The following is an 18,141-nucleotide window of genomic DNA, read 5'->3' as shown; positions in this document are numbered from 1 at the left end:
CTCCCGGCTTGTGCCGCTGCCCCAGGCAAAAACCGCCATTGTCCGTCAATGGCGCCAGTGCAACAAGGCGTGCGGCAACTGTTAACATGGCAGACAGCCCATTTCCGACCTGACCGAGCCCGTGATGAACCTACCCTGGAGTCCTGACAGCTGGCGTGCCTTGCCGATCCAGCAACAACCGACCTACCCCGATGCGGCACACCTGCTCAAGGTCGAACAGACCCTGGCCAGCTACCCGCCGCTGGTCTTTGCCGGCGAAGCGCGCGAACTGCGCCGGCAGTTTGCCGAAGTCACCCAGGGCCGGGCATTTCTCCTGCAGGGCGGCGATTGCGCGGAAAGTTTCGCCGAATTTTCCGCAGCGAAGATTCGCGACACCTTCAAGGTACTGCTGCAGATGGCGATCGTCATGACCTTTGCCGCCGGCTGTCCGGTGGTCAAGGTCGGGCGCATGGCCGGGCAGTTTGCCAAGCCGCGTTCGGCAGGTGACGAAACCATCGCCGGGGTGACCCTGCCGGCTTACCGCGGCGACATCGTCAACGGCATCGGCTTCGACGAAAAGAGCCGGGTACCCGACCCCGAGCGCCTGCTCCAGGCCTATCACCAGTCCACCGCCAGCCTCAACCTGCTGCGTGCCTTCGCCCAGGGTGGGTTTGCCGACCTGCACCAGGTGCACAAGTGGAACCTGGACTTCATCGCCAACTCGGCGCTGGCGGAAAAATACAGCCAGCTGGCCGACCGCATCGACGAAACCCTGGCCTTCATGCGTGCCTGTGGCATGGACAGCTCGCCGCAATTGCGTGAAACCAGCTTCTTCACCGCCCATGAAGCCTTGCTGCTGAACTACGAAGAAGCCTTCGTGCGCCGCGACAGCCTGACCAACGACTACTACGACTGCTCGGCGCATATGCTCTGGATCGGCGACCGCACCCGTCAGCTTGACGGTGCTCACGTCGAGTTCCTGCGCGGGGTGAACAACCCGATCGGGGTCAAGGTCGGCCCGAGCATGAACACCGAAGAGTTGATCCGCCTGATCGACGTGCTCAACCCGGACAACGATCCCGGTCGCCTCAACCTGATCGTGCGCATGGGCGCCAACAAGGTCGGCGAGCACCTGCCTGCGCTGATCCGCAGCGTCGAACGCGAAGGTCGCAAGGTGCTGTGGAGTTCCGACCCGATGCACGGCAACACCATCAAGGCCAGCAGCGGCTACAAGACCCGCGACTTCGCGCAGATCCTCAGCGAGGTCAAACAGTTCTTCCAGGTGCACCAGGCCGAAGGTAGCCATGCCGGTGGTATTCACATCGAGATGACCGGGCAGAATGTCACCGAATGCATTGGCGGCGCCCGGCCGATCACTGAAGACGCCCTGTCTGATCGCTACCACACCCACTGCGACCCGCGGATGAACGCCGATCAGTCGCTGGAGCTGGCCTTCCTGATCGCCGAAACCCTCAAGCAGGTCCGCCGCTGACAGCGCCGCGGGCCAGCGCCGGGCGCAATCGCGCGGCGCTGGCCCGTGGACAGTTGAGCTGCACCCGGCTCAAGCCGAGCCAGTCCGCCATGCGCCACAGGCTGTCCGCCAAGGCCTGTATCCCGGCCTCATCCAGACCCTGCGTTTGTTCATGCACGGCATGCACCGCCAGGCGATCACTGGCCCGCTCGGCACGCAGATCGACCCGCGCGGCAATCCGCTCGTTGTGCAGGAACGGCAGCACGTAATAGCCATAGACGCGCTTGTGCGCCGGAGTATAAATCTCCAGGCGGTAGCGAAAATCAAACAAGCGCTCCGTGCGCTCACGCTCCCAGACCAGCGAATCAAACGGCGACAGCAACGCACTGGCGACGACCTTGCGCGGCAGCCGCACAGTGTCCAGGCAGTAGGCCGGTTGCGACCAGCCCTGCACCGTGCAGGCTTGCAACCGCCCCGCTTCGAGCAGCTCGGCCAGCCGCGCACGGCTGTCGGCCGGACTCAACCGCCAGTAATCGCGCAGGTCCTTCTCGGTAGCCACGCCCAAGGCAGAAGCGGCCTGTAGTACCAGCCCACGCTGGGCATCGGCTTCGTCGAGCAACGGCTGTTGCAACAGCGCAGCCGGCAAAACCCGTTCAGGCAAATCGTACAAGCGCTCGAAGCCACGCCGCCCGGCCACCGTCACCAGGCCTGCGGCAAACAGCCATTCCAGCGCATGTTTTTCCGCGCTCCAGTCCCACCAGGGGCCGGCGCGCTCTTCGCGGGTCGACAGGCTACCCGCGCCCAGAGCGCCCTGGGCGGTGACTGCCGCCAGCACGCGGGCAATGGTCGGCTGCTGTTCACGGCCGAAACGCGCCAACTGTTGATAAATCCCCTGCCCTTGCCGCGCACGCTCCATGCGCCAGCGCAACAAGGGATAGAGTTGCAGCGGCAGCAACGAGGCCTCATGCCCCCAATATTCGAAGAGTTTGCGCTGGCGGCTGCGGCCCCAGGCAATCTGCTCAAGCAGCGCTTGTGGATAACTGCCCAGGCGGGAAAACAGCGGCAAATAGTGCGAACGCACCAGGGCATTGACCGAATCGATCTGCACCACCCCAAGGCGCTCGAACACCCGCTGCAGATGGCCGGCATTTACCTGCGCGCGAGGCGCCCGTGCGGCGAACCCCTGGGCCGACAGCACCAGGCGGCGCGCCTGCAGCGTAGAGAAGGATTGAGTGGTGGGCATGCCCGACTCCTGTAGAACAAGCCCACTTAAGGTAGTAGCGACACCGTCATGGCGCGACTCATTTCTTCAGCGGATCATCCCAGAATGGCCGCTCCACTTCCTGCAGGACATCGACACGACTCATGCCGATATCGTGCAGCGCCGCATCACTCAAGCGCGCCAGTTCCAGGCGCTGATGGTGCAGTTGCCGCCAGCGCGCCAATTGTCCGATAGCGCTGTGGAGCAGATGGGAGAAGCCGCCGTGGTGCGGCTGGGAATACATCAGGCCCAGCGATTTCTGACCTTTCATCGTCTTGCCCTCCGTGTGGGATGACGACAGTGTCAGTGCAGGCCTAAGATCAATCCAACGAATGTTTCTTATGTCATACATCTAGGGGATTGATGCCATGTCCCAGTACCAGAGTATCGACTCAGACGTCCTGCGCACCTTCGTCGCCATCGCCGAATACGGCGGTTTCACTCGCGCCGGTGAAGTGGTCAACCGCACCCAGTCGGCGGTGAGCATGCAGATGAAACGCCTGGAGGAAGACATTATCCAGCGCCAGCTGTTCGAACGGGATGGCCGTCAGGTGCGCCTCACCGCAGAAGGCCAGGTCTTGCTCGGCTACGCCCGGCGCATTCTCAAGTTGCATGGTGAAGTGTTCAACACCCTGCGCATGCCGCACATGGTCGGCATGGTGCGGATCGGTACGCCGGATGACTATGCCATGCGCTTTCTGCCCGGCATCCTCTCCAGCTTCGCCCAGGCCTACCCGCTGATCCAGGTCGAGGTGCATTGCGAAAGCTCGCGCCAGCTGATACAACGCCAGGATCTGGACATGACCATCATCACCTGCGAGCCCGGCCATGAAGTCGGTCAGTTGTTGCGCCGCGAGCGCGCCGTATGGGTTCAGGCCCAGGGATTCTGCCCACACGAACACAATCCCTTGCCGCTGGCTGTGTTCAACACCGATTGCTGCTGCCGGACCTGGGCCTGCAATGCCCTGGATGCGATCGACAAGGAATACCGCATCGCCTACACCAGTGCCAGCACCCCGGCGATCATGGCCGTGGTCAGTGCCGGCCTGGCGGTCACCGCCCAGTTGCAGAGCCTGATCACCAGCGACCTGCGGGTGATCGGCGCAGCCGAAGGCCTGCCCGAATTACCGACCGCCAGCATCATGTTGCTGCGCAATAACAACAGCCAGTCACAAATGACCGACTGCATGGCCGACTACATCAGCGAAGGCTTCAGATCTTGAACGCCAGCATTACCGCACAGAGTACGAGAAAGCCGCAAAACAGCGAACGCAGGACCTTTTCCGGCAAGGCGTGAGCCAGTTTCACGCCCCAACTGATGCTCAGCAGGCCACCCACTGCCAGCGGGATGCCCATGCTCCACTGCACATGCTGGTGAATGCCGTAGGTCAGCAAGGTCACTGCGGTACTGGGTGCGGCCAGGGCCAGCGACAACCCCTGGGCAACTACCTGGGTGGTGCCGAAGACGCTGGTCAGCACTGGCGTGGCCACCACCGCGCCGCCAACCCCAAACAACCCGCCCAGCACGCCAGCGCCACCGCCCAACACCCCGAGCCAAGGCCAGGGATGACGCAGCTCACTGCTCGGCTGGGCTGTACGCATGAACATGCGCGCCAGGTTCCAGGCCGCCAACGCCACCAGAAAAACAACGAAACCAAAGCGCATGGATTGCGCATCGACACCGACGGCCCAGATCGAGCCAATCCAGGCAAAGATAAAACTGGCGGCCGCCAGCGGCACAGCATGCTGCAGTTCGATGCGATTGCGCTGGTGATAGCGCCATAGCGCCAGCAACACGTTGGGTACCACCATCACCAGCGCTGTGCCCTGTGCCAGTTGCTGGTCAAGACCGAACAGCACACCGAGCGCCGGAATCGCGATTAGCCCGCCGCCAATGCCGAACAGCCCGCCGACCGTCCCCAGTGCAGCGCCCAGCGCTATGTACATTGCCGACTCGATCATTACCGTCTCTCAAAAATTCCAATCGCTGCATGCTACCGAGCTGATGCTAGCGGGGAAACGCACAGCAACGCACAATGGCTTTGCCGATTACGCAAAAGCAGACCCAGCGCCATGAACCCGGACGCCCTCACCGAACAACTCAGCCTGTTTCTGGATGTACTGGAAACCGGCAGCTTTTCCGCCACCGCCCGCCGCCACCCGCTGACCCCTTCCGCCGTGGCACGGCGCATCGATACCCTCGAAAGCGCTGTCGGCAGCCGTCTGTTTGTGCGCAGCACCCACGCCGTGCGCCCGACTCCAGCAGGCAACGCCTTTGCCGAGCGGGCCCGGCGCATCGTCGAAGAGCTGCGCCTGGCCCGTGCCGAGGCGGTGTCGTTGAGCAACGCCCCGGAGGGCCTAATCCGCATTGACGCGCCAGCAGCGTTCGGGCGCCGCCATCTGGCCCCGGCCATCGCCGACTTTCTGGTCGCCTACCCCGGGCTCGATGTGCAGCTGCGTCTGATCGACAGCTTTGTCGACCTGCATGGCTCGCACCTGGGCGAAGTCGATCTGGTGCTGCGCGCAGGCCCCTTGGCCGATACCCGTCTGGTGGCCACGCCCTTGGCCTACATGGTGCGCATTGCCTGCGCCAGCCCCGCTTACCTGGCAGCCCGGGGGGTGCCCGCCAGCCCCGCTGAACTGCCCGAACATGACGGCCTGGACTGGGACGGCCTGGCCCCGCCGTTCGCCTGGCGCTTCGCCGTCGACGGCCAATTGCGTCTGTATCGCCCTACGCGCATGCGCATGAGCGCCAACAACGCCGAGACCCTGTTGTTCGGCGCCCTGGCCGGCCTGGGCATCGCCCACTTGCCGACCTGGCTGATCAGCGAATACCTGCTGCGCGGCGAACTGTTGCCGCTGTTCTGCGAAAACGGTCTGCCGGCAGCCGAATCCAGCGGCATTTATGCCTTGCGCCTGGAACATGAAACGAACTCTCGCAGCCGTTTGCTGCTCGAATTCCTCAAGAGCCGCTTCAGCCCCGTGCCGCCCTGGGATCTGGCCCTGCAAAGCGAGCTGCGCTGGTAATCAGTGCGCTCATGGGCTGCGTGCTAAATTCAACTGCGTACCACTCAGCGCTGCGGCGCAACTCACAAGCGAGGCTCAAGATGCAAAAGGTCACTCCTCTGTACATTGCCGAAGCCAAATCCACCGGCGGTCGCGACGGCAGCTCGCGCTCCAGCGATGGCAAGCTCGAAGTCAAGCTGAGCACCCCCAAGGAACTGGGTGGCGCGGGTGGTGACGGCACCAACCCTGAGCAAATGTTCGCCGCCGGCTACTCGGCCTGCTTCATCGGCGCCCTGAAGTTCGTTGCCGGCCAGCAGAAAAAAGCGCTGCCGGCCGACAGCTCGATCACCGCCAAGGTCGGCATCGGCCAGATCCCCGGCGGTTTTGGTCTGGATATCGACCTGAATATCGACCTGCCAGGCCTGCAACAAGCCGAGGCGCAAGCGCTGGTAGACGCAGCCCACCAGGTCTGCCCGTACTCCAACGCCACCCGCGGCAACGTTGATGTGCGCTTGCACGTCAGCGTCTGAGGATAAATCCCAGGCATGAAAAAACCCGGCCAAGGCCGGGTTTTTTGTGCGAAACGCCAGTATTACTTGGCGCGGCCCTTGTAGGAGCCACCTTCGCGGGTATCGATCTCGATCATGTCGCCGATTTCGATGAAGTCAGCAACGCTCAGCTCGGTGCCGTTTTTCAGTTTGGCAGGCTTCATGACCTTGCCCGAAGTGTCGCCGCGCGCGGAACCTTCGGTGTAGTCAACCTGACGAACGATGGTGGTCGGCAGTTCAACCGAAACCAGACGGCCTTCGAAGAACACGGCTTCGCAGACGTCGGTCATGCCTTCTTCGATGAACGGCAGAACGGCCTCGATGTCTTCGGCGTTCAGCTCGTACATGGTGTAGTCAGTGGTGTCCATGAAGGTGTAGGTGTCACCGCTGATGAACGACAGGGTCGCTTCTTTGCGATCCAGGATCACGTCGTCCAGCTTGTCGTCAGCCGAGTAAACGGTTTCGGTCTTGTAGCCGGTCAGCAGGTTCTTCAGCTTGGTCTTCATGATCGCGCTGTTACGGCCCGACTTGGTGAATTCAGCTTTCTGAACCAGCCACGGGTCGTTGTCGATCCGCAGTACGGTACCGGGTTTCAGTTCTTTACCAGTTTTCATTGCGAGATATCCGAATTTGGATGGATTTACAAAAATCGAGGCCGCATATCATAGCCAATTTCGGTAAAACTTCACCAGCGCCGTGGCAAGGTCCGGCTGAGCGGCCTGCACGGCGCTCCAGCGGCGGGCGTGCTGATCGAGCTCGGCCCAGTGTTCAAGCACCTGTTGCCAGGCCTGCGCCATGTCGCGATCCATGTTCCAGGCACGCCACAAATCGACCAGCGCCGCCTTGGCCGACGGCGACAATCCCTCGACGTAGTGATCGAGGAACGCTTCGAGTTTTTCCCAGTGGGCGTACTCTTCCTGGATATAGATATGCCACAGCAACGGGCGCCCTGCCCATTGTGCGCGCACGAACGAGTCTTCGCCGCGCACGGCATTGAAGTCGCAGCTCCACAGCAGCTGATCGTAGTCATCCTGGCTGACGAAAGGCAGGATCTGCACGGTCAGCGCGCCACGCCTTGCCAGCTTGCCCGCCTGCAGATCACCATCGCCCAGCCAGGCCTGCACATTCCCCAGAATACGCCCCTCGGGCACCAGCAAATGGTTGTCACGATTGTCGGCGGCCAGCGCATCGAGCCAGCTGGCCAGGCTCGCGTTCTCATAGGCGAACAGTGAGATCAGGCGGGCGCCGCTGGCCGGGATCACGCCCAGGCGTTGAAGAAATGCCTGGCGGGCAGCCGGGTCCTGTTCGAACGCCGCGCGTCGCGCCAGCAGAGTGCCCTCTCGCAGCAGGCCGCCGGTTTTTGCGGTAAAGCCGGGAAAGAAAAACACTTTGCGCAGACCATTGGGCTGCGGTGAAGGCAAACCATGGCAACCTTCGACCCAGCCTTCAGCGCTGAGGTATTCCAGGTTCAGCCACAGGGGCGCACGCGGGCAATCGAGCATTGCCTGCACATAAGCAGCGGGCAACTGACAAGCAAAAGCGCCGATGACCACATCGGCGACTGGGGTGGGCTGCCAGTCCGGCAGCCAGTGGCAGACCTGCACACCCTGCTGCCATTGGCGCGGGGCCTGGGCGTCTGCCTCGGGGCAGATGCGGGCGAAGGCGCTGAGGTCATCCACCCACAGGCGCACCGCCACCCCCTGCTCGGCGACCAGTTGCCGGGCCAGACGCCAGGTCACACCGATATCGCCGTAGTTATCGACGACACAACAGAAGATGTCCCAGTCCGCTTTCATCGCTGGCCCCTTGGAAAAAGCGCCGATTGTCCGGGTAAATCATCGCAGACAAAAGCGTGTCGCGAAAAAAACCCGTTGCACCGTGCGACAATGAACATCCCTGACCTGGCCAGGAGGCCATCATGCCCCGCCCTGACGAACCGCGCTTCACCTTCAAGCCTGTGCAATTGATCCTGTGTATCGCCCTGGGCTTGTGGCTGGGTGCCGTTGCCATTGCCTTGAGCCTGTGGCTGGCCTGGCGCCTGCTCCCCGAAACAGTCGAGCCCGTGCGCCAGATGCTGATTCCGCCAGCCGCCACACCAGGCTCTGGCGCCGCAGCGCAGCAGCAGAGTCAGATGTTCGAGCAGTACAAACAGATCCTGCGCCATCAGGAACTGCAGCAGGCCGAGCAACAGGCCGAAGGCAGTGTGCGTAATCTTTCCAACCCCAAGTGCCAGTTCTGGCTGCAACAGAACCGCACCGCGCCGACCGAGAAGAGTCGTGCCCTCGTCCTGGAATTCTGTAACTGACGCCATGCACAAAGCCGACCTGCTGCAACGCATCATCGACACCCTGAGCTTCGACCTCGACGTGGCCCAGCGCGCAGCGCAGACCGCTTATGAAGCGGCCACCGCCGAAGAGAATATCGCCGAAAACAAGTACGACACGCTGGGCTTGGAGGCCTCCTATCTGGCAACCGGGCAAGCCCGGCGCATGGAGGAAATCCGTCAGGCACGGGCGGCGTTTGAGCACTTGGTACTTCGCGATTACGACCCGGCCCGCGGCATTCAAATCAGCAACCTGGTGACCCTGGAAGCCGAGAACGGCACCTGCCAGCGTCTGTTTCTCGGGCCTGAAGGCGCGGGGTTGAAGATTGGCCAAGGGGAACAACTGGTCACCGTGATTACCCCGCGCTCTCCGTTGGGGCAGTGTTTACTGGGTAAGGGCGAAGATGATGAAGTCAGCTTGAACCTGGGTGCAAAGCACCAGAGCTTTGTGGTGATTGAAGTCAGCTGAAGGGCACTGCACTGAACCGTTGCGCCAACCCTTGGGCGGCAAACTGCTCGATGATGAAATCGACAAACGCCCGTGTCTTGCCCGGCAACAGCTTGTGCTCGGCATAGTACAACGAAATGTTGCCATCATCCACGTACCAGTCCGGCAACACCCGCACAAGGCTCCCCGCCTGCAAGTAGGGCACGGCAAACGGCATGCTCACCAGCGCCACCCCCAGCCCCTGCTGCGCCACCGCACAGGCGGCTTCCGAATCGCTCATGGTCATGCGCAGGCGAATGTTCAGCGGTGTCTGTTCTTGCTGACGGTTGGTCAACGGCCAGTTGCGCACCCGACCGGTTTGCGGTGAACGGATCAGAATGCCGTCCAGCGCCTGCAGATCGGTCGGCTGCTGGATCAGCGGGTGACCTTCAAGAAACGCCGGGGCTGCCACCAGAATCCGGTGCGCCGGGGTCAGTTTGCGGGCGACAACGCCCTGGGGCAGATCAAAACCACCGCCGATCGCCGCATCGAACCCCTGACCGATCAGATCGACCTGACGATTATCGAAATGCCAGTCCGGACTGATGGCCGGATAGCGCTGCAGGAACTCGGCCAGCAACGGCACAATGTACAGGCGCCCGAAAACGGTGCCCATGCTCACTTTCAAGGTCCCGGCCGGCTGCCCTTCGGCGCTGGCGAGGTTGGCCACGGCATGCTGGATAGTCTGGAAGCTGCTGGCCACTTCGCCGAGAAAACGCTGACCCGCTTCGGTCAAGGTCAAGCGCCGGGTGCTGCGCTGAAACAAACGCACCCCCAGACGCGCCTCCAGCCGGGCAACGTTCTTGCCCACCGCCGCTGGCGTCAGGCTCAGGCGCCGGGCCGCCTCGGCGAAGCTGCCGACTTCGGCGCTACGCACGAAGCATTCGATGCTGCTGAAAGTTTCCACAGGCGCGATTCCATACTTCTGGTTTACACAGACTATAGCGATTACCGGCTACTCAGCGGGTAATCCAGCGCCGATACTGAGCCCCATCCAAGGCATCCGGCCTTGTTCTTTAGGGAGCACAGCATGTCGACTGAAACTCGCCTCAACGGCAAAGTGGCCCTGGTCCAGGGCGGATCGCGCGGTATCGGCGCAGCCATCGTCAAACGCCTGGCCGCCGAAGGCGCCAGTGTCGCCTTCACCTACGTTAGCGCCACGGCACAGGCCCAAGCCCTGCAGGAAAGGATCATCGCCAACGGCGGCAAGGCCCTGGCCATCCAGGCCGACAGCGCCGATGCCAGCGCCGTGCAGCAAGCGGTGGCGAACACCGTTGAGGCCTTTGGCAGGCTGGACATCCTGGTCAACAACGCCGGGGTACTGGCCGTCGCGCCGCTGCTGGAATTCGACCTCGACGACTTCGACCGCACCCTGGCCGTCAACGTGCGCAGCGTCTTCGTCGCCACTCAGGCCGCAGCCCGGCATATGGGCCAGGGCGGGCGCATCATCAACATCGGCAGCACCAATGCCGAACGCATGCCATTTGCTGGTGGCGGCCCCTATGCCATGAGCAAATCGGCGCTGGTTGGCCTGACCCGCGGCCTGGCCCGGGACCTCGGCCCCCTTGGCATCACCATCAACAACGTCCAGCCAGGTCCGGTAGACACTGATATGAACCCGGCCCATGGCGAGTTTGCCGAAAGCCTGATGGGGTACATGGCTGTCGGCCGTTACGGCGAAGTCGAGGAAATTGCCGGTTTCGTCGCCTACCTGGCCAGCCCCGAAGCCGCTTACATCACCGGCGCCAGCCTGACCATCGACGGCGGCTTCGCTGCCTGATGCCCTGATGTCCGTCCCGGCTTGCCCGGCTGTGTTCGATCTGTCGAGCGCAGCCTGGCCAGCCGGGGTCTGTTTCTGGTTCATGCCGTGATCCATTGTCACCATGGACAAGATGAACACGATAGATTGGCGTCACGCTCGCGCATTTCCCATACTGTCAGGCCTTAACTGCCACTGATCGAGACGGTCCATGACCACCTCTGCTACCCCCTTGAGCCGCGGCCTGATCCTGCTGATGGCCACCGCCACCGGCCTTGCCGTTGCCAGCAACTACTACGCGCAACCGCTGCTGCACAGCATCGCCGAGCATTTTGGCCTGACCACCTCCAGCGCCGGGGCCATCGTCATTGCCGCGCAACTGAGCTATGGCGCGGGTCTGCTGTTGTTGGCGCCACTGGGCGACCTGTTCGAACAGCGCCGGCTGATCGTCAGCATGATCGCCATCAGCACCCTGGGCCTGTTGATAAGTGCCTTCTCGCCGAGCCTGGTCTGGCTGTTGCTAGGTACCACGCTGACCGGTTTATTCTCGGTGGTGGCCCAAATACTGGTGCCGATGGCCGCGGGTTTGAGCGATCCGAACCAGCGTGGGCGGGTGGTCGGGACGCTGATGAGCGGGCTGCTGCTGGGCATTCTGCTGGCCCGCACAGCGGCCGGTTTCATGGCCGAACTGGGTGGCTGGCGCAGTATCTATCTGCTGGCTGCAGGGCTGATGGCGATCTGTGCCATCGCCCTGGCGCGCGCTCTGCCAGAACGCCACCAGCATGCAGGACTCAGCTATCCGGCATTGATCGGCTCGGTGTTTCGTCTGTTCGTCGATGAGCCGGTATTGCGCCTGCGCTCGTTGCTCGGATTGCTGGCCTTCAGCCTGTTCGCGCTGTTCTGGACCCCGCTGGCGTTTCTGCTTGCAGCCGAGCCCTATCACTATTCGGATGCCGTGATCGGCCTGTTCGGCCTGGCCGGCGCTGCCGGTGCGCTGTCGGCCAACTGGGCCGGGCGTCTGGCGGATCGCGGCAAGGGGCCGCTGGGCACTACCGTCGGCTTGCTGGCCCTGCTGCTGTCCTGGGTGCCGTTGGGCTTCGCGCAATCGTCGCTGCTGGCTTTGTTGATCGGCGTGCTGCTGCTGGACCTGGCTGTGCAGCTGGTACACGTGAGCAACCAGAATGCGGTGATTGCCCTGCGTCCGGAAGCGCGCAACCGCCTCAACGCTGGCTACATTACCTGCTACTTCATTGGCGGCGCACTGGGTTCGTTGCTCGGCACCCAGTTGTTCCAGAGCTACGGCTGGCACGGCATCGTTCTCGCCGGCCTGACGATCGGCAGCCTGGCCTTGCTGGTCTGGGCGCTGGCTGAACGTCAGCGCAGTCTGCGCGCGCGCATGGCCTAAGGCACAGGCCGCAGGCGACCCTCCGTCGCCTGCGAATTGACTTGTGGCGATCCCGGGTCTTGAGTAGGGAGTGCTCAACAGCCCCTCTATCTGGATGCCACAATGACAAGACTCACGGTTCAGTCCGGCGATTTCTTGCAAGGTGAAGGCGAGTACCGCAATGGATCGCTGACACTCAAGACCTGCCGCAGCCCTTCTCCCGGGGAAAGAATTGCCCTTACCGGCATCAGTGAACTGATCGTCGCCAATCAGGAGTCCAACCGCAGCCTGGGCAGTGCCTTGGGCTGGGGCATGGCCGGCGCCCTGGTGGCCGGGCCGGTCGGCCTGATTGCCGGCCTGTGGCTAGGCGGCAAAGAAGAGGAAATCACCTTCCTGGCCACCTTCAAGGATGGCCGCAAGCTGATGGCGATCACCGACAAAAAGACCTGGTCGAAGCTCAACGGCCACTGGCGCCGCCATATACAGCCGGCTGCCAATCGCTGAATCGACGTTCAGCGCTTTCGTTCTATCGTTTGCAACTGCGCACGCAACAGGGGCACCGGGATCCGGTCGCCCCTGCTAAGATGCGCGCCCGTCTGCCCGGCGCAATGCCCGCAGGCCTTCTGCAATTCATTGGACTTACGCCCCTCCGGACCGCGACCGAACCCTGACGGCGCGTCCGCTGCATGCCCCCAAGGAGCTTTTTGCATGACCCCGCCCCGCCCTCGCCTGCCCGTGAGCCTGCTCGGCTTGAGCCTGGCCCTGCCCGCCTGCCACAGCCTGGCCGAGGACAGCATCCTCCTGGCACCGCTGAAGGTGTCCGAAACCTACAGCGAGGGCTATCAGGTACAGGAGGCGTCGGTCGCCGGTTTTGCCCCGGCGCCACTGCTCGATACACCGGCGTCGGTGGCGGTGTTCAGCGAGCAACTGCTGGCTGATCGACAGGTGCGCAAGCTCAGCGAAGTATTGCAAAGCGATGCTTCGGTGGGCGAAAGCTATGCGCCGATCGGCTACTACGAAAACTTCAACGTGCGCGGTTTCGAACTCAATGCCGCCAGCAGCTACAAAATCAACGGCCAGACCATCGCCGGCGAGCAGAATGTGGCGTTGGAGAACAAGCAGCAGGTTGAATTGCTCAAGGGCCTGTCCGGGTTACAGAGCGGCGTGGCCGAGCCCGGCGGGCTGATCAACTACGTGACCAAACGTCCGGAGGATGTGCACTCGCTGACGGTATCGAGCAACGAGCAGGGTGAACGCTACATCGCCACCGATCTTGGCGGCTGGTTCGGCAGCGAGCGCCAGTTCGGTGTGCGCGCCAACCTCGCCCATGAAGACATCCGCTCTTACGTTGACCACGCCGACGGCAAGCGTGATTTCGCCGCCCTGGCTTTCGACTGGCAGATCAACCCCGACGCGGTGTTGCAACTGGATGCTGAGTACCAGCAACGTGAACAGCGTTCGGTGCCGGGTTATCAACTGCTGGGCGGCACCCGCCTGCCCCACGACATCGACCCGCACGACCGCCTGGCCTACCAGCGATGGGCGAACCCGGTCACCATCGACTCGCTGAACCTGGGTGGGCGCTTCGAATACCGCTTCAGCGATAGCTGGACCGGCAGTGTCAGTGCCTCGCGCAGCAAGGTGGTGATCGACGATTACAGCTCGTTTGCCTGGGGTTCGAGCGAGGGGGCCTACTTCAGCAGTGCAGGCGACTACGACATCTATGACTACCGCAGCCCCGACGACACCCGACGCACCGACGAAGCTCAGGCAGCACTCAACGGCCGTTTCAATGCCCTGGGTGTGGGTCACGAGCTGACGCTCGGTACCAGTGCCCAGCGCCGCACGCTGGACCAGCGCCCGTATTTCAACGAATGGATCGGCAGCGGCAACATTTACCAGCCAACACCGGCGTTGCCACCGTCCGACAAAACCGTTGGTTCCAGCACCCGTCGCCTGGACAGCCGTCAGTACGGCCTGTTCGCCAGTGACCGGATCAGTTTCAACGAGCAGTGGCAGACGGTGCTGGGCGCACGCCTGGTGCGCCTGGACGAGAAAACCTTCGACGAGGATGGCAACCCCAGCCGTCATACCCGCGACTATCAACTGCTGCCCAACGCCGCCCTGATCTACAAGCCGCGTGCGGATATCTCCCTGTACACCAGCTACAGCAAAGGTATCTCGTCCGGTGGCACCGCGCCGTGGTTCGCCAGCAACCGTGCCGAAATCCTCGCCCCGACGCTGTCGCACCAACTGGAAGTCGGCATCAAGCGCGACTGGCAGCGCCTGAGCCTGAGCGCGGCGTTGTTCCAGCTGCGTCAGGCCTATCAATATTCCCGCCCGGACGGCGCCGGTAACTTCACCTACGTGCAGCAAGGCCAGCAAAAGAACATCGGCCTGGAACTGGGCGCCAGCGGCTGGTTGAGCGATCGCCTGCAGATCAATGCCAGCGCGGCGGCCATCCGTGCCCGGGTGAAGAACAGCGGCACTGCCGACTACGAAGATCATCAGGCGCTCAACGTGCCGAACTTCCGGGCTGCGCTGCAGGCCGATTACAGCCTGCCGATCCGCGGCCTGGCGCTGCTTGGCGGGGCACGTTACAGCGCCAGCAAGTATGCCAATCAGGCGGGTACGGTGGAGGTCGGCAACTATGCCGTGTTCGATGTCGGCAGCCGCTACAGCACCAGGATTGCTGGCTACGACACGACGCTGCGGCTGATGGTCGATAACGTCTTCGACAAGCGCTACTGGCGAGATGCCGGGGAGTACCTGGGCGATGGCTATCTGTTCCAGGGCGCGCCGAGGACTGCTCGGCTGTCGGCTTCTGTGAGTTTCTGAGGGAATTATCGCGGGGCAAGCCCGCTCCCACAGGGGGGGGGCAACTCAACTTGGTGGGAGCGGGCTTGCCCCGCGATTGATGCCGAAAATGCAAAAAGCCCCCGGTCTTTTCAGGCCGGGGGCTTTTCTAAATGTGGCGGTGAAGAAGGGATTCGAACCCTTGATACAGTTTCCTGTATACACACTTTCCAGGCGTGCTCCTTCAGCCACTCGGACACTTCACCGTTTCTCTTCAAGCTGTTCAGCCTGTCGAGGCGCGCTAATGTAGTCGAAACAGGTTCTGATGGCAAAGGTTTTTTTCAGAATTTTCATGCGCTTAAGCCAGTCCGCGAAAAAACCGCCGCACACAGGGCAAAGTCGCCAATCTCTGGAGTGCTTCGGCAGCCCCCAACCCTTCAGCCCCAACTTGCACGGAAAAGCCGCCCGAGGCTGACCGGCCAGTCAGTCACAGCGCTTTACCTCCCTGCCCGGCGTGAGTAACGTCTGCCCAACTCTCCCTTTAGGAACTGTGTCATGAGTGAGCTGATTACCTACCACCTCGAAGACGGCATCGCGACCCTGACCCTGAGCAACGGCAAGGTCAACGCCATCTCGCCAGACGTCATTGCCGCCTTCAATGCCGCTCTGGATCAGGCTGTGACGGATCGTGCCGTAGTCATCGTCACCGGCCAGCCGGGCATTCTGTCCGGTGGCTACGACCTCAAGGTGATGACCGCCGGCCCGAAAGAAGCGGTCAGCCTGGTCACCGCCGGTTCCACCCTGGCCCGGCGCATGCTCTCGCACCCATTCCCGATCATTGTTGCCTGCCCCGGCCATGCCGTGGCCAAGGGCGCGTTCCTGCTGCTGTCGGCCGACTATCGCATCGGCGTCGAAGGCCCTTTCAGCATCGGCCTGAACGAAGTGCAGATCGGCATGACCATGCACCACGCCGGTATCGAACTGGCCCGTGACCGCCTGCGCCGCTCGGCCTTCCACCGCTCGGTGATCAACGCCGAGATGTTCGACCCAGTCAGCGCCGTGGATGCCGGCTTCCTCGACAAGGTGGTAGCGGTCGAACAGCTGCAGGAAACGGCCCTGGCCGCTGCGCGTCAGTTGAAGAAGATCAACATGAACGCGCACAAACACACCAAGCTCAAGGTTCGCAAGGCGCTGCTCGACGCCCTCGACGACGCGATCATCCGCGACCAGGAACACCTGGGCTGACCCCTACCAAGGCCTGATTGCGTTTACTTACACAATCAGGCCACTACGACCGCATTGAGCGTTTGCCCGCGCAAGTGCACACCCGTACACTGCGCCGCGTTTGCCTATGTGAGTCGTATGATGCTTTTTCTTACACGCATGTTCCTGCTGGGACTGCATTTTGTTCTGATCGGTATTGTCGGAGTATTGATCGGCCTGTGTCGGCCATTCAACCCGGACAACAGCCGGATTTATGCGCGCCTGTACGGGCTGCCCGCCACCTGGCTGATGCGCCTGGAGGTCAAGGCCGAGGTCGGTCCGCTGTTCGACCAGCCGCCTGGTTGCGTGATCATCGCCAATCACCAGTCCAACCATGACCTGTTCGTCCTTGGCCACGTGGTGCCCCCGCGCACCGTGTGCATTGGCAAAAAAAGCCTGAAGTGGGTTCCGCTGTTCGGCCAGCTGTTCTGGCTGGGCGGCAATGTGCTGATTGACCGTGGCAACTCCTACCATGCTCGCCGTGCCATGCAGACCACCACACGCACCTTGCGTGAAGACGACACGTCGATCTGGGTGTTCCCTGAGGGCACGCGCAATCCCGACGAGCAACTGATCCCGTTCAAGAAGGGCGCCTTCCACATGGCCGTCGAGGCCGGTGTGCCGATCGTACCGGTATGTGTCAGCCGCTATGCCCGGCGCCTGCGCCTGAACAGCTGGCGGCGCAGCAAGGTGATCATCCGCTCCCTGCCGCCGATTGCCACCAGCGGCCTGACCCAGCAGGACGTACCGGCCCTGGCTGAACAATGCCGACTCCAGATGCAGCGCTGCATCGACCTGATGGAAGCTGAACTGCAACAGGCCTGAACGGTTGCTCAATTCTGCGTGGCAGACCAAGCTACTGCCACGGTCATCAGAAGAAGCGAATCACCATGGGACGAGTCGTTGCGGCGGCGGTGTACAGCGCCGGCAGAAAAGTCACCAACATCAGCATCGATGAAGGCAGCCAGTGGGCCAGTAAACCCGGGCATTTCGTCTGGATCGGCCTGGAAGAGCCCAATGCCCAGGAGCTGGCCAACCTGCAATGCCAGTTCAACCTGCATGAACTGGCCATTGAAGATGCCCTGGAAAAACACAGCCGGCCGAAGCTGGAAACCTTCGGCGACGCGCTGTTCATTGTCACTTACTCGCCGGTGCGCCATGAAGGCAAGCTGGAGTTCATCGAAACCCACATCTTCGCTGGCAATGGCTACATCATCACCTGCCGCAATGGCCACTCCAAATCCTACGCCCTGGTTCGCCAGCGCTGCGAAGCGCGGCCACTGCTACTGGAGCATGGCGAGGATTTCGTGCTCTACGCCCTGCTCGACTTCGTCACCGAAAACTATCAACCGATCGGCGAAGCCATCCACGGCGAGATCGAGGAGCTGGAACAGAGCGTGCTGAGCAACTCGCTGCAGGAGGACGACATCCGCCGCCTGCACAGCCTGCGTCGCGACATTCTGCGCCTGCGCCGCTACGTAGCGCCGATGGTCGAAATCAGCGAAGAACTGCAGCGCCTGACGTTCCCCTTTATCGACAAGAACATGCGCCCGTACTTTCGCGATGTGCAGATTCACGTGACCCGGCAGATGGAAGACCTCGCCGGGATCCGTGACATCGCCAGCCAGACCATCGAAATCGGCATGCTGCTAGAGGCATCACGCCAGAGCATCGTGCAACGCAAGTTCGCCGCCTGGGCGGCGATCCTGGCGTTTCCCACCGCAGTGGCGGGCATCTACGGAATGAACTTTCAGAACATGCCGGAGTTGAGCTGGCATTACGGCTACTTCGCCGTACTCGGTGGCATCGCCGTGGGTTGCACGGCGCTGTTTGCCAGCTTCAAGCGTTCAGGCTGGCTTTAAGC

General features: G+C 62.4%; 19 protein-coding genes and 1 tRNA gene. 13 read left to right on the top strand and 7 right to left on the bottom strand.

Features of this window, described 5'->3' with window-relative positions; genetic code table 11:
• Positions 1-124 precede the first annotated feature (124 nt).
• Positions 125-1,471, top strand: coding sequence for a class II 3-deoxy-7-phosphoheptulonate synthase (locus NPS47_RS03235; protein ID WP_274293666.1), 1,347 nt, complete (start codon positions 125-127; stop codon positions 1,469-1,471).
• Here NPS47_RS03235 and NPS47_RS03230 read toward each other — a convergent pair.
• Both NPS47_RS03230 and NPS47_RS03225 read right to left on the bottom strand, forming a co-directional pair.
• Positions 1,452-2,693, bottom strand: coding sequence for a winged helix-turn-helix domain-containing protein (locus NPS47_RS03230; RefSeq protein ID WP_274293665.1), 1,242 nt, complete (start codon positions 2,691-2,693; stop codon positions 1,452-1,454). The genes NPS47_RS03235 and NPS47_RS03230 overlap by 20 nt on opposite strands.
• 58 nt (positions 2,694-2,751) lie before the next feature.
• Positions 2,752-2,982: a DUF1127 domain-containing protein gene (locus NPS47_RS03225; protein WP_425313473.1), complete on the bottom strand. Its 231-nt coding sequence runs from the start codon at positions 2,980-2,982 to the stop codon at positions 2,752-2,754.
• A gap of 97 nt (positions 2,983-3,079) precedes the next feature.
• On the opposite strand from NPS47_RS03225, the gene NPS47_RS03220 reads away from it, so the two are divergent.
• Positions 3,080-3,934 carry a LysR family transcriptional regulator gene (locus NPS47_RS03220; protein WP_274293663.1) on the top strand — a complete coding sequence of 285 codons (855 nt, stop codon included), beginning with the start codon at positions 3,080-3,082 and terminating at the stop codon, positions 3,932-3,934.
• Here NPS47_RS03220 and NPS47_RS03215 read toward each other — a convergent pair.
• The gene (locus tag NPS47_RS03215) at positions 3,924-4,673 is read right to left on the bottom strand and encodes a sulfite exporter TauE/SafE family protein (RefSeq protein WP_274293662.1); all 750 of its coding nucleotides are present in this window, start codon (positions 4,671-4,673) and stop codon (positions 3,924-3,926) included. The genes NPS47_RS03220 and NPS47_RS03215 overlap by 11 nt on opposite strands.
• Before the next feature lie 111 nt (positions 4,674-4,784).
• On the opposite strand from NPS47_RS03215, the gene NPS47_RS03210 reads away from it, so the two are divergent.
• A complete protein-coding gene (locus NPS47_RS03210; RefSeq protein ID WP_274293661.1) occupies positions 4,785-5,738 on the top strand; it encodes a LysR family transcriptional regulator in 954 nt (317 codons plus the stop codon).
• A gap of 80 nt (positions 5,739-5,818) precedes the next feature.
• Positions 5,819-6,247, top strand: coding sequence for an organic hydroperoxide resistance protein (locus NPS47_RS03205; RefSeq protein WP_038608475.1), 429 nt, complete (start codon positions 5,819-5,821; stop codon positions 6,245-6,247).
• A gap of 62 nt (positions 6,248-6,309) precedes the next feature.
• On the opposite strand, the gene NPS47_RS03200 is transcribed toward NPS47_RS03205, so the two are convergent.
• A complete protein-coding gene (locus NPS47_RS03200; RefSeq protein ID WP_107026588.1) occupies positions 6,310-6,879 on the bottom strand; it encodes an elongation factor P in 570 nt (189 codons plus the stop codon).
• A 48-nt stretch (positions 6,880-6,927) separates the two neighbouring features.
• Positions 6,928-8,061 (bottom strand): elongation factor P maturation arginine rhamnosyltransferase EarP, encoded by a 1,134-nt coding sequence (gene earP / locus NPS47_RS03195; protein WP_274293660.1) that lies wholly within the window; start codon positions 8,059-8,061, stop codon positions 6,928-6,930.
• 122 nt (positions 8,062-8,183) lie between these two features.
• Between earP and NPS47_RS03190 the strand changes: the two genes are divergently transcribed.
• Both NPS47_RS03190 and NPS47_RS03185 read left to right on the top strand, forming a co-directional pair.
• On the top strand, positions 8,184-8,570 hold the full coding sequence (locus NPS47_RS03190) for a hypothetical protein (protein WP_274293659.1): 387 nt from the start codon (positions 8,184-8,186) through the stop codon (positions 8,568-8,570).
• Positions 8,571-8,574: 4 nt separating this feature from the next.
• Entirely contained in the window at positions 8,575-9,057 is a 483-nt protein-coding gene (locus NPS47_RS03185) for a GreA/GreB family elongation factor (RefSeq protein ID WP_274293658.1), read from the top strand.
• Here the strand turns inward: NPS47_RS03185 and NPS47_RS03180 are convergent.
• Positions 9,050-9,982, bottom strand: coding sequence for a LysR family transcriptional regulator (locus NPS47_RS03180; protein WP_274293657.1), 933 nt, complete (start codon positions 9,980-9,982; stop codon positions 9,050-9,052). The two genes, NPS47_RS03185 and NPS47_RS03180, sit on opposite strands and share 8 nt — an antisense overlap.
• A gap of 123 nt (positions 9,983-10,105) precedes the next feature.
• Here NPS47_RS03180 and NPS47_RS03175 point away from each other — a divergent pair, with 123 nt between their 5' ends.
• The 4 genes from NPS47_RS03175 to NPS47_RS03160 all read left to right on the top strand — a co-directional run bounded on the left by NPS47_RS03175 (position 10,106) and on the right by NPS47_RS03160 (position 15,056).
• Positions 10,106-10,855: a 3-oxoacyl-ACP reductase family protein gene (locus NPS47_RS03175; protein ID WP_274293656.1), complete on the top strand. Its 750-nt coding sequence runs from the start codon at positions 10,106-10,108 to the stop codon at positions 10,853-10,855.
• A 190-nt stretch (positions 10,856-11,045) separates the two neighbouring features.
• The gene (locus tag NPS47_RS03170) at positions 11,046-12,239 is read left to right on the top strand and encodes an MFS transporter (protein ID WP_274293655.1); all 1,194 of its coding nucleotides are present in this window, start codon (positions 11,046-11,048) and stop codon (positions 12,237-12,239) included.
• 102 nt (positions 12,240-12,341) lie between these two features.
• Complete coding sequence (locus tag NPS47_RS03165; RefSeq protein ID WP_274293654.1) at positions 12,342-12,722, top strand: hypothetical protein; 381 nt, start codon at positions 12,342-12,344, stop codon at positions 12,720-12,722.
• Between the two features lie 204 nt (positions 12,723-12,926).
• Entirely contained in the window at positions 12,927-15,056 is a 2,130-nt protein-coding gene (locus NPS47_RS03160) for a TonB-dependent siderophore receptor (protein WP_274293653.1), read from the top strand.
• A 134-nt stretch (positions 15,057-15,190) separates the two neighbouring features.
• On the opposite strand, the gene NPS47_RS03155 is transcribed toward NPS47_RS03160, so the two are convergent.
• Positions 15,191-15,280, bottom strand: a tRNA-Ser gene (locus tag NPS47_RS03155).
• Between the two features lie 289 nt (positions 15,281-15,569).
• On the opposite strand from NPS47_RS03155, the gene NPS47_RS03150 reads away from it, so the two are divergent.
• The 3 genes from NPS47_RS03150 (at position 15,570) to NPS47_RS03140 (ending at position 18,139) form a co-directional block, all read left to right on the top strand.
• A complete protein-coding gene (locus NPS47_RS03150; RefSeq protein ID WP_274293652.1) occupies positions 15,570-16,259 on the top strand; it encodes a crotonase/enoyl-CoA hydratase family protein in 690 nt (229 codons plus the stop codon).
• A 120-nt stretch (positions 16,260-16,379) separates the two neighbouring features.
• Positions 16,380-17,102, top strand: coding sequence for a lysophospholipid acyltransferase family protein (locus tag NPS47_RS03145; RefSeq protein ID WP_274293721.1), 723 nt, complete (start codon positions 16,380-16,382; stop codon positions 17,100-17,102).
• A gap of 65 nt (positions 17,103-17,167) precedes the next feature.
• Positions 17,168-18,139, top strand: a complete 972-nt coding sequence (locus NPS47_RS03140; protein ID WP_274293651.1) for a magnesium and cobalt transport protein CorA — start codon at positions 17,168-17,170, stop codon at positions 18,137-18,139.
• Positions 18,140-18,141: the final 2 nt, after the last annotated feature.

Origin of the sequence: Pseudomonas putida, assembly GCF_028682475.1 — a bacterium.
Lineage (GTDB): Bacteria > Pseudomonadota > Gammaproteobacteria > Pseudomonadales > Pseudomonadaceae > Aquipseudomonas > Aquipseudomonas putida_AG.
This window is presented reverse-complemented; position numbering and strand designations above follow the sequence as displayed.